This is a genomic window from Citrobacter sedlakii, assembly GCF_018128425.1.
GTDB classification, from domain to species: Bacteria; Pseudomonadota; Gammaproteobacteria; order Enterobacterales; family Enterobacteriaceae; genus Citrobacter_A; species Citrobacter_A sedlakii.
Genome location: NZ_CP071070.1, coordinates 1,331,387 through 1,345,494 on the forward strand (window position 1 = coordinate 1,331,387; position 14,108 = coordinate 1,345,494).

Annotated in this window: 16 protein-coding genes; 11 read left to right on the plus strand and 5 right to left on the minus strand. The window is 56.0% G+C overall.

What is annotated here, in order from left to right; genetic code table 11:
* Window positions 1-12: 12 nt before the first annotated feature.
* From JY391_RS06340 to JY391_RS06355, 4 genes are all read right to left on the minus strand, one after another.
* On the minus strand, window positions 13-966 hold the full coding sequence (locus JY391_RS06340) for an ABC transporter permease (protein ID WP_060570489.1): 954 nt from the start codon (window positions 964-966) through the stop codon (window positions 13-15).
* Between the two features lies 1 nt (window position 967).
* Entirely contained in the window at window positions 968-1,957 is a 990-nt protein-coding gene (locus JY391_RS06345; protein WP_042291441.1) for an ABC transporter permease, read from the minus strand.
* Window positions 1,950-3,458, minus strand: coding sequence for a sugar ABC transporter ATP-binding protein (locus JY391_RS06350; protein WP_060570491.1), 1,509 nt, complete (start codon window positions 3,456-3,458; stop codon window positions 1,950-1,952). Before JY391_RS06350 ends, JY391_RS06345 begins: the two co-directional genes overlap by 8 nt.
* A gap of 105 nt (window positions 3,459-3,563) precedes the next feature.
* Complete coding sequence (locus JY391_RS06355) at window positions 3,564-4,547, minus strand: autoinducer 2 ABC transporter substrate-binding protein (protein ID WP_060570492.1); 984 nt, start codon at window positions 4,545-4,547, stop codon at window positions 3,564-3,566.
* Between the two features lie 413 nt (window positions 4,548-4,960).
* On the opposite strand from JY391_RS06355, the gene JY391_RS06360 reads away from it, so the two are divergent.
* Window positions 4,961-5,599, plus strand: coding sequence for a DUF1007 family protein (locus JY391_RS06360; protein WP_199956835.1), 639 nt, complete (start codon window positions 4,961-4,963; stop codon window positions 5,597-5,599).
* The gene (locus tag JY391_RS06365; RefSeq protein ID WP_211935419.1) at window positions 5,590-6,570 is read left to right on the plus strand and encodes a nickel/cobalt transporter; all 981 of its coding nucleotides are present in this window, start codon (window positions 5,590-5,592) and stop codon (window positions 6,568-6,570) included. Before JY391_RS06360 ends, JY391_RS06365 begins: the two co-directional genes overlap by 10 nt.
* A gap of 32 nt (window positions 6,571-6,602) precedes the next feature.
* On the opposite strand, the gene suhB is transcribed toward JY391_RS06365, so the two are convergent.
* Window positions 6,603-7,406 carry an inositol-1-monophosphatase gene (gene suhB, locus JY391_RS06370; RefSeq protein ID WP_042291430.1) on the minus strand — a complete coding sequence of 268 codons (804 nt, stop codon included), beginning with the start codon at window positions 7,404-7,406 and terminating at the stop codon, window positions 6,603-6,605.
* 118 nt (window positions 7,407-7,524) lie between these two features.
* Between suhB and trmJ the strand changes: the two genes are divergently transcribed.
* The 9 genes from trmJ (at window position 7,525) to iscX (ending at window position 14,053) form a co-directional block, all read left to right on the plus strand.
* Entirely contained in the window at window positions 7,525-8,256 is a 732-nt protein-coding gene (trmJ, locus tag JY391_RS06375) for a tRNA (cytosine(32)/uridine(32)-2'-O)-methyltransferase TrmJ (RefSeq protein WP_042291428.1), read from the plus strand.
* A gap of 207 nt (window positions 8,257-8,463) precedes the next feature.
* Window positions 8,464-8,955 (plus strand): Fe-S cluster assembly transcriptional regulator IscR, encoded by a 492-nt coding sequence (iscR, locus tag JY391_RS06380; RefSeq protein WP_042291424.1) that lies wholly within the window; start codon window positions 8,464-8,466, stop codon window positions 8,953-8,955.
* Between the two features lie 124 nt (window positions 8,956-9,079).
* Window positions 9,080-10,294, plus strand: a complete 1,215-nt coding sequence (gene iscS, locus JY391_RS06385) for a cysteine desulfurase (protein WP_200035816.1) — start codon at window positions 9,080-9,082, stop codon at window positions 10,292-10,294.
* Between the two features lie 25 nt (window positions 10,295-10,319).
* Complete coding sequence (gene iscU, locus JY391_RS06390; RefSeq protein WP_002913991.1) at window positions 10,320-10,706, plus strand: Fe-S cluster assembly scaffold IscU; 387 nt, start codon at window positions 10,320-10,322, stop codon at window positions 10,704-10,706.
* 19 nt (window positions 10,707-10,725) lie between these two features.
* Window positions 10,726-11,049: an iron-sulfur cluster assembly protein IscA gene (iscA, locus tag JY391_RS06395; protein ID WP_003037681.1), complete on the plus strand. Its 324-nt coding sequence runs from the start codon at window positions 10,726-10,728 to the stop codon at window positions 11,047-11,049.
* Window positions 11,050-11,122: 73 nt separating this feature from the next.
* Window positions 11,123-11,638 (plus strand): co-chaperone HscB, encoded by a 516-nt coding sequence (gene hscB / locus JY391_RS06400; protein WP_042291420.1) that lies wholly within the window; start codon window positions 11,123-11,125, stop codon window positions 11,636-11,638.
* Window positions 11,639-11,653: 15 nt separating this feature from the next.
* Window positions 11,654-13,504: a Fe-S protein assembly chaperone HscA gene (gene hscA / locus JY391_RS06405; protein WP_211935420.1), complete on the plus strand. Its 1,851-nt coding sequence runs from the start codon at window positions 11,654-11,656 to the stop codon at window positions 13,502-13,504.
* Window position 13,505: 1 nt separating this feature from the next.
* A complete protein-coding gene (fdx, locus tag JY391_RS06410; RefSeq protein WP_042291414.1) occupies window positions 13,506-13,841 on the plus strand; it encodes an ISC system 2Fe-2S type ferredoxin in 336 nt (111 codons plus the stop codon).
* A gap of 11 nt (window positions 13,842-13,852) precedes the next feature.
* On the plus strand, window positions 13,853-14,053 hold the full coding sequence (iscX, locus tag JY391_RS06415) for a Fe-S cluster assembly protein IscX (RefSeq protein ID WP_003037694.1): 201 nt from the start codon (window positions 13,853-13,855) through the stop codon (window positions 14,051-14,053).
* Window positions 14,054-14,108: the final 55 nt, after the last annotated feature.

The window sequence follows — 14,108 nt, forward strand, 5'->3', positions numbered from 1 at the left end:
TTTCTCCTGAAATCAGGCTTTACGATTCTGTAATGCGATAAAGAGGATGAGCACCGCGCCCCAGAGCGCCATGGTCAGATAGCTACTGATCCCCAGCAAATTAAAGCCGCTCTCCAGCATTTGCAGCACCACCAGCGCCAGCACCAGGCCGATAATGCGCCCAAAGCCGCCGTCCGGGTTAATGCCGCCCAGCACTGAGGCGAGAATGGTCACCAGCAGGTACGACTCGCCGTAGCCGGCTTTCGCCGAATTGAACTTGGCCATCATCAAGATGGCCGCCACCCAGCCGAGCAGAGCGGAAATGACATAGACCGAGATTTGCACCCGCACAGTATTCACACCGCTGTAGCGGGTCGCCTGCTCGTTGGAGCCCATCAGATAAAGGCTGCGCCCCAACGTGGTGTGCTCCAGCAAAACCCATAGCAGGACGGCAACCAGCAGGAACAGCAGCAGGGCGACGGGAATACCGGCGACAGTGGCGTTACCGAGATACTGAATCGCTGTCGGGAAACCAGAAATCACCGTGCCGTTGGAAAGTAAAATGTTCAACCCGGAGATCAGCGTCATCGTACCGAGCGTCGCCAGGATGGGTGAGACGCCGACCCAGGCGATGAGCGCCCCGTTTACGACACCGATCGCTACGGCCACCGCTGCGCCCGCCAGCAGCGCCAGCGCCAGAAACAGCGGGTTATCCGGTTGACTGACGATGATCGCCGCCATGACCAGCGAACAGGCGTTAGCGCCCGCGATAATCGACAGGTTGATGCCGCCAGTAAGCATGGTCATCCCCATGCCGAGCGCCAGCATACCGAGGATCGGCAACTGCGAGCCGATGGACTGGAAATTGGCGGCGCTGAAAAAACGGCTTCCCAGCAGCGCGGAAAAGATCACGGCAACGACAATAATAATGACGCACTGCAGGCGGATGATGGCATCACCGGGTAAAACGCGTGCTATCGTTTTCATCTTAGAGCTCCCTTGCCAGTTTGCGTTTTTCGTTCCAGGCCGTCGCGCTGATGCTGACCAGGATGATGGCGCCGCTGAAAACGGTGTGCCAGTAAGATGAGACGCCCAGCAGCGTCAGGCCGTTTTGCAAAAAGGCCAACAGGATCACCCCGAGCAGCGTACCGGTCAGCGTGCCGCGTCCGCCGCTCATGCTGGTGCCGCCGAGCACTACTGCCGCCAGCACAGTGAGTTCGAAACCGAGCAGCGAGTTTGGCGCTACCGACTGGGTGATTTGCGCCTGCACAACCGCTGCGACCCCGGCCAGAATCCCCATGTAACCGTAAACGTAGAAATGCAGCTTCAGCAGATTCATACCGAGGCGCGAGGCCGCGTCGCGGTTGCCGCCCATCGCGTAAATTTGTCGGCCCAGGCGGGTAAAGTTCATCAGCACGGCGGTAAAGACAATCACTGCCGCCAGGCACAACAATGGCAGGGTTAGCCCGTAGTCATAACCGTCGGCGGCGGTGAACGAAAACCAGTTAATGCCGTTCATAAACCAGTCCGGGAAGCCGTACAGCCAGGTGCCTTTGGTGGCGTAAACCAGCAGACCGTAATAGACGTTAAGCGTGGCGATGGTAATGATGATCGCCGGTACGCGCAGCCAGTAAACGAGAAAGCCGTTGAGCAAGCCGAGCAGCAGCCCGACGACGCAGGCCAGCGCCAGGGCCAGCAGGAAGTTGCCGCCGTGGGCAATAACCCAGCTTGCCATCGCATACTGCGCAATGGCGGTCATCGCCGGAAACGAAATATCGATACCGCCGGAGATCAGCACCACAAACAGCCCGCAGGCGAGGATGCCGAGGATCGCGTAGCTGGTGGCGACATCCGTCAGGTTACCTAACGACAGAAATTCATCGGTTTTGATGCTCAGCCCGACCGCCAGCGCAATCACCAGCAGGCCGAGCCAAAATTCATGGTGTCCCGCTAAGCGGGAGAGACGATTATTATTCATGGATGACCTCTACCACCTCGGCAATATCCTGTTCAGAGCAGCGATGCGGGTTAAACTCCGCCACCAACTTTCCGCGACGCATCACCAGCACGCGATGGCTGTTGTAATAGGCTTCCGGGATCTCATCGCAAATCATCAGCACCGCCATTCCCTGCTCCGCCAGGTCGCGGGCGATCTGGTAGATCCCTTCTTTATTGGCGATATCCACGCCCACGGTGGGTGAATCGAGGATCAGAATCCGTGGGCTGGTCGCCACCCATTTGGCAATGGCGATACGCTGGGCGTTTCCGCCGGACAGCGTTTTTACCGGCAGTTGCGGATCGGAAACCTTAATGTTCAGTTCACGGATCAGTCCGGCGACCTGTTTTTGCGCGTGGCGATGGTCCAGCAGACCGCTGCGCGTATGCAGTTTGTCGTAAACCGTGACGATGGTGTTGTCATAGATCGACTGATCCATGATAAGCCCTTGCGTCAGGCGATCCTCCGAGACATAGCCGATCCCATGCCGGATAGCATCCTGGTTATTACGCAGCCGGACCGGCTGACCGTTGATCCGAATTTCACCGCTTTCCGGCTGGGTCATGCCAAACAGGCTCAGGCACAGCTCGGTGCGCCCGGCGCCCAGTAACCCGACAATCGACACGATTTCGCCGCTGCGCAGCGACAAATTGATGTCCTGATATTTTCCACGACGGCTCAGGTTGCGTAGCTCAAGCAGGGGTTCTTGCTCAGGCGACGGTTTTTCCGGGAGCGGGCTGTAATGAAAGCGCTGGCCGGTCATCAGGAACGCCAGCTCGTGGCTGTCGAGCTCGCTTGCCGGATACGTGCCCACCAGCTTGCCGTCACGCATGACGCTGATGCGGTCCGCCACTTCCATCACTTCATCAAGCCGGTGGCTGACAAACACCACGCAGATGCCATCTGCCTTAAGTTCGTTTACCACCCGCAGCAGGCCGTTAACCTCCTGGCGGGTCAACGAAGCGGTAGGTTCATCCATAATGACCAGCCGCGCTTCGGCGGCAATGGCGCGGCAAATAGCCACCAGTTGGCGGTCGGCAATCGACAGCTTTTCGACTTTTTTGTCCGGATCGATGGACACGCCAATGCGCCGCATTGCCGCCAGCGCCTGTTGTTTCATTGCGCCGCGGCGTACCCAGATATCGCCGCCGGGTAGGTAGCGGTTGACGGCAATGTTCTCTGCCACGCTGAAGTTGGGGAACAGGGATAAATCCTGATAGATCACCTGGATGCCATAATGTGAAGAGAGCTGCGGAGAAAGATGGTGGAACAGTTTTCCATCCAACTGGATCTGCGCCCCTTTTTCCGGCTGATAAACGCCCGAAATCACTTTAATGATGGTGCTTTTTCCGCAGCCGTTCTGTCCTGCCAGGCAGTGAACTTCGCCTTTTTTCAGCGTCAGATTCACGTTATCCAGCGCCAGCACGCCCGGGAATTGCTTGCTGATATTCTCAAGAGTGATAAATGCGGTGGTGTCTGTCATGGACAATACCCCTGCGAGCGCCCCGAAGGGCGCTAAGTGTTAATTTTTATTGATAGCGCCGTTCAGACGAACGGCGTTGGGTTTCCCTGGTGTTGGCAAAAAGCCTTAGAAACCGAGCGATTGTGCGTTGTCTTTGGTGACTTCGAGGATCTTATTAAAGCGAATCACTTTCTTTTCCATGTCGACATCGGCTTTCCCTAAACCGTCGATGGTCAGATCCGGCGTCACCTCTTTGCCCTGCAGCAGTTGATCGGCGACCGTGACCAGCGCGTAACCAGCGTCTTTCGGATCCCACAACATCGCTTTCTTGATATCACCGCGCATCAGATACGGCGCGGCCTGTGCTGGCATCGCGATCCCAACCACGGCGATTTTATCTTTCGCCCGTTTTTTCTGTACCGCCTGGCCTGCGCCGATCGGACCCAGCGAGCCAAACCCGATAACGCCTTTCATCTGCGGGTAGGTTTTCATCAGATCCAGCGTTGTGGCGTAGGATTTATCGATGCTCTCCGCCACCGGCAGGCGCGAAGTCACTTCAAACATGTCAGGGTATTTTTCTTTCTGGTACTTAATGGCGTAGTCGGCCCAGGCGTTGTGCAACGGTACGGTCAGCGAACCAACGTAAATGGCGTAGCCGCCTTTTCCACCCATGTTTTTCGCCAGTTCGTCAACGTTCGCCTGCGCGTACTTCTCGCTGTCGATGGTTTCAATATCCCACTGACCGATCTGCTGGTCAGGTGACTCGTGGGTCAGGACGACAATCCCCTTATCGCGCGCTTTCTTCAGAACCGGCTCAAGGACTTTCGCGTCATTCGGGACCACAATGATCGCGTTCACGTTCTTGGCAATCAGATCTTCAATCACTTTCACTTGCTGCGCCGGATCGGGCGTTGACGGACCGGTCTGGTAAGCGTTGACGTCGAGCTTTTTCGCCGCTTCATTGACGCCGGTTTCCATGCGGTTGAACCATGGAATCCCCGTCACTTTTGCAACCACAGCGATTTCATATTTTTCTGCCGCAAAGGACGTGCCGGACAACATGCATGCAGAAACCAGAGTGGCACTGAGTAATGCGAGTTTGAATTTCATTGTTGTTCCTTTTGTAGGGACCAGAGCATGTCACGCCACGAGATTAGCAACGAAGGGAAGATGCTATGAATCATAAGTTTGCTAAATGTGATCAATGCCCTTAATTGTTATTTTTTGGAGAATGCAAGGTTAAATTAATGTTTAATTTGGAGTGAGTTAGCCTTTAGTAGAGACAGCTTGTGTTATTTTTTTAGTGTTATTGAAACTATTAATTAACATTTATGCATCATATTGCCGTTGGCGAAGCAAAATTTGGCGTTGGCGTGTTGAACAACGCGGCGGGAAAATATCAAAAATGAGAACTGAATCGAGACACGAAATCCGCGCCCAATTTTACAGATTTCTTTGCTATCCTCTCGGTCAGTTTCGCCACGCTGGTTTTTCGTGGCCTGTAGCCGAATTGAGAGGTAATGATGCCACTGGTTAAACGCAGCGCGCTGGCGTGCCTGATGTTTTTTATGACCTCTATGGCGGTGGCGCATCCTCATAGCTTTATCCGCCTGAAAACAGAAACGGTGAGTGAGGATGGTCGGCTGATCGCGTTAAAAATGCGCTGGACGATGGATGAGTTAACCTCAGCCGACCTGCTTTACGACGCGGGGGAGGCGAAACCCGGCTCGGAAGTCTGGAAGAAACTGGCGGCGGAAGTGATGGCGAACGTGCTGGGACAGCATTATTTCACCGAAATGTGGCATAACGGGCAGCGGGTGAAATTTAAAAATCGTCCCACGGAATACGGTATGGCGCGTGAAGCCCATCAGGCTGTACTGACGTTTACTCTGCCACTCGCTGAACCGCAGCCGCTGAGCGGGCAAACCTTTACCTTTTCTACTTTCGATCCCAGCTATTACGTCGATATGAGTTATGAAGAAGACAGTGACGCCACGCTCTCTCCGGCGATGGCAACGCAGTGCGACATTGCCATGCATACCCCGACCCCCAGCGAAGAATCCCTGAGATTTGCCCAGTCGCTGGATAAAGCGGACGCGCCGCCGGAAGATATGGAACTGGGTAAACAATTTGCGCAGAAGGTCACCCTGAGATGTCGGTAATGTCACCCACTCGTCTTCCTTCACGCCGCTGGATGGCTCTTTGGCCGCTGGCGCTGTTTTTATTGCTGGCTACCGTGGGCGGCGTCTGGCTCTGGCAGGCATGGCCGCAGGTGATGATTAAAAGCGTGCTCTGGCAGCGGGAAGTTAATCAGCAGATGGGCGTTTTGCTGAAGACCGTTGCCGCGAATCCGGCACAGGCGGGCGGCTCGCTGCTGCTGTTCAGCTTTTTGTATGGCGTGCTGCATGCGCTGGGGCCAGGGCATGGCAAGGTGGTGATCGCGACCTGGCTGGCGACCCATCCTTCTAAGCTGAAATCGAGTATCGGCCTGACGCTGGCATCCTCGCTATTGCAAGGGCTGGTGGCGATTGGACTGGTGGTGCTGGTGCTTGGCGTGCTACAGCTTCCGGCAAGGCAACTCCATTTGAGCAGTTTCTGGCTCGAAAAGGGCAGTTACGCATTGGTCGGCGTCCTCGGGCTCCTGCTCTGCTGGCGGGCGTTGAAAAAGCTGCGCGCGCTGCTGCGAAAGCCCAAATTCATCGCCTTCACGCCGCACCATACGCATCATGAAAACTGCGGCTGCGGGCATCAGCATTTACCGGATCCGCAGCAGCTAAGCAACGATGACGACTGGCGCGCCCGGCTGATGATTATTCTTTCAATGGGGATGCGTCCCTGTTCCGGCGCAATCATGGTACTGCTGTTCAGCAAAGTCATCGGCGTTTTTTACTGGGGAATGGCCTCGGCGCTGGCGATGGCGGCAGGGACATCGCTCACTATTACATCGCTGGCGCTGCTGGTGCACAGCTTCCGGACGTTGGCGGCCAGACTGAGCGGCAACAGTGCGCCGGTATTGTGGCGGCAGGTAGGATGGTTGACGCTGGCATTAGCCGGAGGGACGTTCTTAATGATTGCTGCGGTGGTGATGTGGGTGAGTGCGGCGCCGACGGGAAGGGGCCTGAGGCCGTTTTGAATAAATGCCGGAGGCGGGCTCCGGCATTTTGCTTAACGCTTCAGCGCGTCGCTCAGTTCGTCACGCATGCTGGCCAGCATCGCTTTCACTACGCGCGGGTTACCCGCCACGATGTTGCCGGTCGTCATGTAGTTATGGCCGCCGGTGAAGTCGCATACCAGCGCGCCCGCTTCACGGGCGATCAGCTCGCCTGCGGCGAAATCCCACGGACGCAGGCCGATTTCGAAATAACCGTCAACGCGCGCGGCGGCAACATAGGCCAGATCCAGCGCGGCGGAGCCGGTGCGGCGGAAGTCAGCGCACTCGGTAAACATTTTGCCGAGGATATTCATGTAAGAGGTGGCGTGCTGTTTCGCTTTGAACGGGAACCCGGTAGCGATGATGGTGCCATCCAGGTCGCGCGCGTTGCTACCGCGCAGACGGTAACCGTTCAGCTGCGCGCCCTGACCGCGGGTGGCGGTGAACAGTTCATTGCGCATTGGATCGTAAACCACGGCGACTTCGGTACGGCCTTTAATGCGGACCGCAATTGATACCGCGAAGTGCGGCAGACGTTTAACGAAGTTGGTCGTGCCATCCAGTGGATCGATAACCCATTGAACATCCTGATCGGTACCTTCATGTTCACCGCTTTCTTCGGTGATGATGGTGTGCTGTGGGTAAGATTTGCGGATCGTTTCGATAATAATCGCTTCTGCGGCTTTATCGACGTTGGTCACGAAATCATTGCTGCCTTTCTGGCTGGTTTCTACTGAGTCAGGCGTTTCGTAGTGTTTGGCAATTACATTACCCGCCTTGCGCGCTGCGCGCACGGCGATGGTCAGCATCGGATGCATCGGTCTCTCTCACTGGATGTTAAAGAACGGGAAAACGGCGCAGAGTATAGCAGCGAGATCGGAATATGTCTCCGGTTTATGATAATATGGCCGAATAATCTTTAGACGAAGAAAGACAATGCTGCAAAATATTCGAATTGTGCTGGTCGAAACCTCCCACACCGGCAATATGGGGTCTGTCGCCCGCGCGATGAAAACAATGGGGTTAACCAATCTGTGGCTGGTGAATCCGCTGGTGAAACCGGATTCCCAGGCAATTGCGCTGGCGGCCGGGGCCAGCGATGTGATCGGCAACGCGCAGATCGTCGACACGCTCGACGAGGCGCTTGCCGGATGCAGCCTGGTGGTCGGCACCAGCGCGCGTTCGCGTACGCTGCCGTGGCCAATGCTTGACCCGCGCGAATGCGGTCTGAAAAGCGTGGCGGAAGCGGCGAATACGCCGGTGGCGCTGGTGTTTGGCCGTGAACGCGTCGGCCTGACCAATGATGAACTGCAAAAATGCCATTACCATGTCGCGATTGCCGCTAATCCGGAATACAGCTCGCTGAACCTGGCAATGGCGGTGCAGGTTATCGCCTATGAAGTCCGCATGGCCTGGCTGGCGACGCAGGAAAACCCGGACGCCGCGGAGCATGAAGAAACGCCTTACCCGCTGGTTGACGATCTGGAGCGTTTTTACGGTCACCTGGAGCAGACGTTGCTTTCAACAGGTTTTATCCGTGAGAACCATCCGGGGCAGGTGATGAACAAACTGCGCCGTCTGTTTACCCGTGCGCGTCCGGAGAGCCAGGAGCTGAACATTTTGCGCGGTATGCTGGCGTCGATTGAGCAGTTAAAGAAAGAGAAGTAAGCCAGGCCGAAGGCACATACCGTAAGCCGGATAAGCGGAGCGCCATCCGGCAGGTGAAAACGGCACTGAAGGTTAAATACCTGACTAAAACAGTCAAGTAAATAGTTGACCAATTTACTCAGGAATGTCAGACTTGGCCCTGCTATGCAATACCCCCATTTTACAATAAAAACCCCGGGCAGGGGCGAGTTTGAGGTTAAGTAAGACATGAGACTGACATCTAAAGGGCGTTATGCCGTGACCGCAATGTTGGACGTTGCGCTCAACTCCGAAGCGGGCCCGGTACCGTTGGCTGATATTTCCGAGCGTCAGGGTATTTCCCTTTCTTATCTGGAACAGCTGTTCTCCCGTTTGCGTAAAAATGGTCTGGTCTCCAGCGTACGTGGACCAGGCGGTGGTTATCTGCTGGGTAAAGATGCCGGCAGTATTGCAGTAGGTGAAGTGATCAGCGCTGTTGACGAGTCGGTGGATGCGACCCGTTGCCAGGGCAAAGGCGGCTGTCAGGGCGGCGATAAGTGCCTGACTCACGCGCTGTGGCGCGATCTCAGCGACCGCCTGACCGGTTTCCTTAACAACATTACGTTGGGCGAACTGGTGAATAATCAGGAAGTCCTGGATGTGTCCGATCGTCAGCACACCCATGACGCACCGCGCACGAATCGTGCTCAAGACGCGATCGACGTTAAATTACGCGCGTAGTAAGTAGTAAAACGTATTTCAGAATCAGGCCGGGGCAATGACGTATTGCCCCGCTAACTCGGTCGTACATCCAGCCGGTTGCCTGATTCCTTGCATTGAAGCGATGTACGGAGTTTATAGAGCAATGAAATTACCGATTTATCTCGACTACTCCGCAACCACGCCGGTGGACCCGCGTGTTGCCGAGAAAATGATGCAGTTCCTGACGCTGGACGGAACCTTTGGTAACCCGGCCTCCCGTTCACACCGTTTTGGCTGGCAGGCGGAAGAAGCGGTCGATATTGCCCGTAATCAGATTGCCGAGCTGGTCGGCGCCGACCCGCGTGAAATTGTCTTTACCTCCGGTGCGACAGAGTCCGATAACCTGGCGATCAAAGGTGCAGCCAACTTTTATCAGAAAAAAGGCAAGCACATCATCACCAGCAAAACCGAACACAAAGCCGTGCTGGATACCTGCCGTCAGCTTGAGCGGGAAGGGTTTGAAGTCACCTACCTGGCGCCGCAGAGCAACGGTATTATCGATCTGAAAACGCTCGAAGCGGCAATGCGTGATGACACCATCCTCGTGTCTATCATGCACGTGAACAACGAAATCGGCGTGGTGCAGGATATCGCGACTATCGGCGAAATGTGCCGTGCGCGCGGCATCATCTATCACGTGGACGCCACCCAGAGCGTGGGCAAACTGCCTATCGATCTGAGCCAACTGAAAGTGGATCTGATGTCCTTCTCCGGCCACAAAATCTATGGCCCGAAAGGGATCGGCGCGCTGTACGTTCGTCGTAAACCGCGTATTCGTATTGAAGCGCAGATGCATGGCGGCGGACACGAGCGCGGTATGCGTTCCGGCACCCTGCCTGTTCACCAGATCGTCGGTATGGGTGAAGCCTATCGTATCGCCAAAGAAGAGATGGAAACCGAAATGGCGCGCCTGCGCGCGCTGCGTAACCGTCTGTGGAACGGCGTGAAAGATATGGAAGAAGTCTACCTGAACGGCGATCTCGAACAGGGCGCGCCGAACATTCTTAACGTCAGCTTTAACTACGTTGAAGGCGAGTCACTGATCATGGCGCTGAAAGACCTGGCGGTATCGTCCGGTTCAGCCTGTACTTCCGCAAGCCTCGAGCCATCCTACGTGCTGCGCGCGCTGGGGATGACCGATGAGCTGGCGCATAGCTCTATCCGTTTCTCTTTAGGTCGTTTTACTACCGAAGAAGAGATTGATTACACCATCGAACTGGTTCGTAAATCCATTGGCCGTCTGCGCGATCTTTCTCCGCTGTGGGAAATGCACAAGCAGGGCGTGGATCTGAACAGCATCGAATGGTCACATCATTAATCGGTACCGATAAGGAGAATTCAACATGGCATACAGCGAAAAAGTCATCGATCATTACGAGAATCCGCGTAACGTGGGTTCCTTCGACAACAGCGACGAGAACGTCGGCAGCGGTATGGTCGGCGCGCCAGCCTGTGGCGACGTAATGAAGTTGCAGATTAAAGTCAACAATGAAGGTATCATTGAAGACGCGCGTTTTAAGACCTACGGCTGCGGTTCCGCCATCGCCTCCAGCTCCCTGGTCACCGAATGGGTCAAAGGGAAGTCGCTGGACGAAGCGCAGGCGATCAAAAACACCGATATTGCCGACGAGCTTGAGCTGCCGCCAGTGAAAATTCACTGCTCTATCCTGGCAGAAGACGCGATCAAAGCCGCCATTGCGGACTACAAAAGTAAACGTGAAGCAAAATAAGAAGAGTTGAGGTTTTGTTATGTCGATTACACTTAGCGACAGTGCAGCAGCGCGAGTTAATACCTTCCTGGCGAACCGCGGTAAAGGGTTCGGCCTGCGTCTGGGTGTAAGAACCTCGGGCTGCTCGGGTATGGCGTATGTACTGGAATTTGTTGATGAACCGGCGGCGGAAGACACCGTGTTTGAAGACAAAGGCGTGAAAGTAGTCGTCGACGGCAAAAGCCTGCAATTTCTGGATGGTACGCAGTTAGATTTCGTCAAAGAAGGTCTTAACGAAGGGTTTAAGTTCACCAACCCGAACGTTAAAGACGAATGTGGCTGCGGCGAAAGCTTCCACGTCTGAGCGCTTACCGATAACCCCACGCGTAATGTCTTACGTGTGGGGTTTGTTCTGACAGGCTACCCCTGAGATAGTTATGGATTACTTCACTCTCTTCGGATTACCCGCGCAATACCCACTTGATCTCCAGGCCCTGACGATGCGTTTTCAGGATCTGCAACGTCAGTATCACCCTGATAAATTCGCCAGTGGCACCCAGGCTGAACAGCTTGCCGCCGTACAGCAATCCGCCACCATCAACCAGGGCTGGCAAACGCTACGCCATCCCTTAACGCGTGCGGAATATCTGCTCTCACTCCACGGATTCGACCTTGCCAGCGAGCAGCATACGGTGCGCGACACCGCTTTTCTCATGGAACAACTGGAGCTCCGCGAAGAGCTCGACGAGATTGAACAGGCGAAAGACGAAGCGCGGCTCGACGCCTTTATTAAGCGCGTCCAGTCCATGTTCGACAGCCGCCATCAGCAGATGGTTGAACAGCTTAATCACGAGACGTGGGACGCGGCGGCCGATACCGTGCGTAAACTGCGTTTTCTCGATAAACTGCGAAGCAGTGCAGAACAACTCGAAGAAAAACTGCTCGATTTTTAATTTTCGGAAGCAATTATGGCCTTATTACAAATTAGTGAGCCTGGTCTGAGTGCTGCGCCGCATCAGCGTCGTCTGGCGGCGGGCATTGACCTTGGAACCACCAACTCTCTGGTCGCTACCGTGCGTAGCGGTCAGGCCGAAACGCTGGCTGACCATGACGGTCGTCATCTGTTGCCGTCGGTGGTTCACTATCAGCAGCAGGGCCACACGGTGGGCTACACCGCACGCGAGAATGCCGCGCTGGACACCGCCAACACCATCAGTTCGGTTAAGCGCATGATGGGCCGCTCGCTGGCGGATATCCAGACGCGTTACCCGCATCTGCCGTACCGTTTTCAGGCCAGCGCTAACGGCCTGCCGATGATCGAAACCGCAGCGGGATTGCTGAATCCGGTGCGGGTGTCCGCGGACATTTTGAAAGCGCTGGCCGCGCGTGCCACCGAATCCCTTTCCGGCGAGCTGGACGGCGTGGTGATTACCGTTCCGGCCTACTTCGATGACGCGCAGCGTCAGGGGACAAAAGACGCTGCGCGTCTGGCGGGGCTGCATGTGCTGCGCCTGCTTAACGAGCCGACTGCCGCGGCGATTGCCTACGGTCTGGATTCCGGCAAAGAAGGGGTGATTGCCGTCTACGATCTCGGCGGCGGCACATTTGATATTTCTATTCTGCGCCTGAGCCGCGGCGTGTTCGAAGTGCTGGCAACCGGCGGCGACTCCGCGCTGGGCGGCGACGATTTCGACCACCTGCTGGCAGACTACATTCGTGAACAGGCGGGGATTGCCGATCGCAGCGATAACCGCGTACAGCGTGAATTGTTGGATGCGGCCATCGCCGCGAAAATCGCCCTCAGTGACGCGGAGTCGGTCACCGTTAACGTGGCGGGCTGGCAGGGGAAAATCACCCGCGACCAGTTCAATGAACTCATTTCCTCGCTGGTTAAGCGTACCTTACTGGCCTGCCGACGCGCGCTGAAAGACGCGGGCGTTGAGCCGCAGGAAGTTCTGGAAGTGGTGATGGTGGGCGGTTCTACGCGCGTGCCGTTGGTGCGTGAGCGCGTTGGCGAATTCTTTGGCCGAACGCCGTTGACCGCGATCGATCCGGATAAAGTGGTCGCCATTGGCGCCGCCATTCAGGCGGATATCCTGGTGGGCAACAAGCCGGACAGCGAAATGCTGCTGCTGGATGTGATCCCACTGTCGCTGGGCCTCGAGACGATGGGCGGCCTGGTGGAAAAAGTGATCCCGCGTAATACCACGATTCCGGTGGCGCGCGCGCAGGACTTCACCACGTTTAAAGACGGTCAAACCGCCATGTCGATCCACGTCATGCAGGGCGAGCGTGAACTGGTGCAGGACTGCCGTTCGCTGGCGCGCTTTGCGCTGCGCGGGATCCCGGCGTTGCCAGCGGGTGGTGCGCATATTCGCGTTACCTTCCAGGTGGACGCTGATGGCCTGCTGAGCGTCACCGCAATGGAAAAATCGACCGGCGTTGAGGCCTCTATTCAGGTCAAACCGTCCTATGGTCTGACCGACAGCGAAATCGCGTCAATGATTCAGGATTCGATGAGCTTTGCCGAGCAGGACGTGAAAGCGCGTATGCTGGCCGAGCAGAAAGTCGAAGCGGCGCGCGTGCTGGAAAGTTTAACCGGCGCGCTCGTTGCGGATGCCGCGCTGCTCAGCGCCGCAGAACGTCAGGTTATCGACGAGGCCGCCGCGTGCCTGAGCGAGGCGGCGCAGGGCGATGACGTTGACGCTATCGAACAAGCCATTAAAAACGTAGACAAACAAACCCAGGAATTCGCCGCTCGCCGCATGGACCAGTCGGTTCGTCGCGCGCTGAAAGGCCATTCCGTGGACGAGGTTTAATATGCCAAAGATTGTTATTCTGCCTCATCAGGACCTCTGTCCGGATGGCGCAGTTCTGGAAGCGAAGACCGGTGAAACCATTCTTGACGTTGCCCTGCGTAACGGCATCGAGATTGAACACGCCTGCGAAAAATCCTGCGCCTGTACCACCTGCCACTGCATCGTGCGTGAAGGTTTTGATTCCCTGCCGGAAAGCACGGAAGAAGAAGACGACATGCTGGATAAAGCCTGGGGGCTGGAGCCGGAGAGTCGCTTAAGCTGCCAGGCGCGCGTCACCGAAGATGATTTAGTGGTCGAAATCCCACGTTACACAATCAACCATGCGCGCGAGCATTAACAGAGGGTAGTATGGGACTTAAGTGGACAGACAGCCGTGAAATTGGCGAAGCGCTGTACGACGCCTTCCCCGATCTCGATCCAAAAACCGTTCGTTTCACCGATCTGCATCAGTGGATCTGCGACCTGGAAGAATTCGACGATGACCCGCAGGCATCGAACGAAAAGATCCTTGAGGCCATTCTGCTGGTCTGGCTGGACGAAGCCGAATAAGACAACGGGCTGCCTACGGGTAGCCCGTTTTCCTGTATGCGCGAAGTTAAGGAAA

Coding starts and splice junctions, on each gene's coding strand:
- JY391_RS06355 (WP_060570492.1), bottom strand. CDS start 4,547: ATGAAATTCAAACTCGCATTACTCAGTGCCACTCTGGTTTCTGCATGC.
- JY391_RS06360 (WP_199956835.1), top strand. CDS start 4,961: ATGCCACTGGTTAAACGCAGCGCGCTGGCGTGCCTGATGTTTTTTATG.
- iscR (WP_042291424.1), top strand. CDS start 8,464: ATGAGACTGACATCTAAAGGGCGTTATGCCGTGACCGCAATGTTGGAC.
- iscX (WP_003037694.1), top strand. CDS start 13,853: ATGGGACTTAAGTGGACAGACAGCCGTGAAATTGGCGAAGCGCTGTAC.
- fdx (WP_042291414.1), top strand. CDS start 13,506: ATGCCAAAGATTGTTATTCTGCCTCATCAGGACCTCTGTCCGGATGGC.
- JY391_RS06350 (WP_060570491.1), bottom strand. CDS start 3,458: ATGACAGACACCACCGCATTTATCACTCTTGAGAATATCAGCAAGCAA.
- hscB (WP_042291420.1), top strand. CDS start 11,123: ATGGATTACTTCACTCTCTTCGGATTACCCGCGCAATACCCACTTGAT.
- suhB (WP_042291430.1), bottom strand. CDS start 7,406: ATGCATCCGATGCTGACCATCGCCGTGCGCGCAGCGCGCAAGGCGGGT.
- trmJ (WP_042291428.1), top strand. CDS start 7,525: ATGCTGCAAAATATTCGAATTGTGCTGGTCGAAACCTCCCACACCGGC.
- iscU (WP_002913991.1), top strand. CDS start 10,320: ATGGCATACAGCGAAAAAGTCATCGATCATTACGAGAATCCGCGTAAC.
- iscS (WP_200035816.1), top strand. CDS start 9,080: ATGAAATTACCGATTTATCTCGACTACTCCGCAACCACGCCGGTGGAC.
- JY391_RS06365 (WP_211935419.1), top strand. CDS start 5,590: ATGTCGGTAATGTCACCCACTCGTCTTCCTTCACGCCGCTGGATGGCT.
- JY391_RS06345 (WP_042291441.1), bottom strand. CDS start 1,957: ATGAATAATAATCGTCTCTCCCGCTTAGCGGGACACCATGAATTTTGG.
- iscA (WP_003037681.1), top strand. CDS start 10,726: ATGTCGATTACACTTAGCGACAGTGCAGCAGCGCGAGTTAATACCTTC.
- hscA (WP_211935420.1), top strand. CDS start 11,654: ATGGCCTTATTACAAATTAGTGAGCCTGGTCTGAGTGCTGCGCCGCAT.
- JY391_RS06340 (WP_060570489.1), bottom strand. CDS start 966: ATGAAAACGATAGCACGCGTTTTACCCGGTGATGCCATCATCCGCCTG.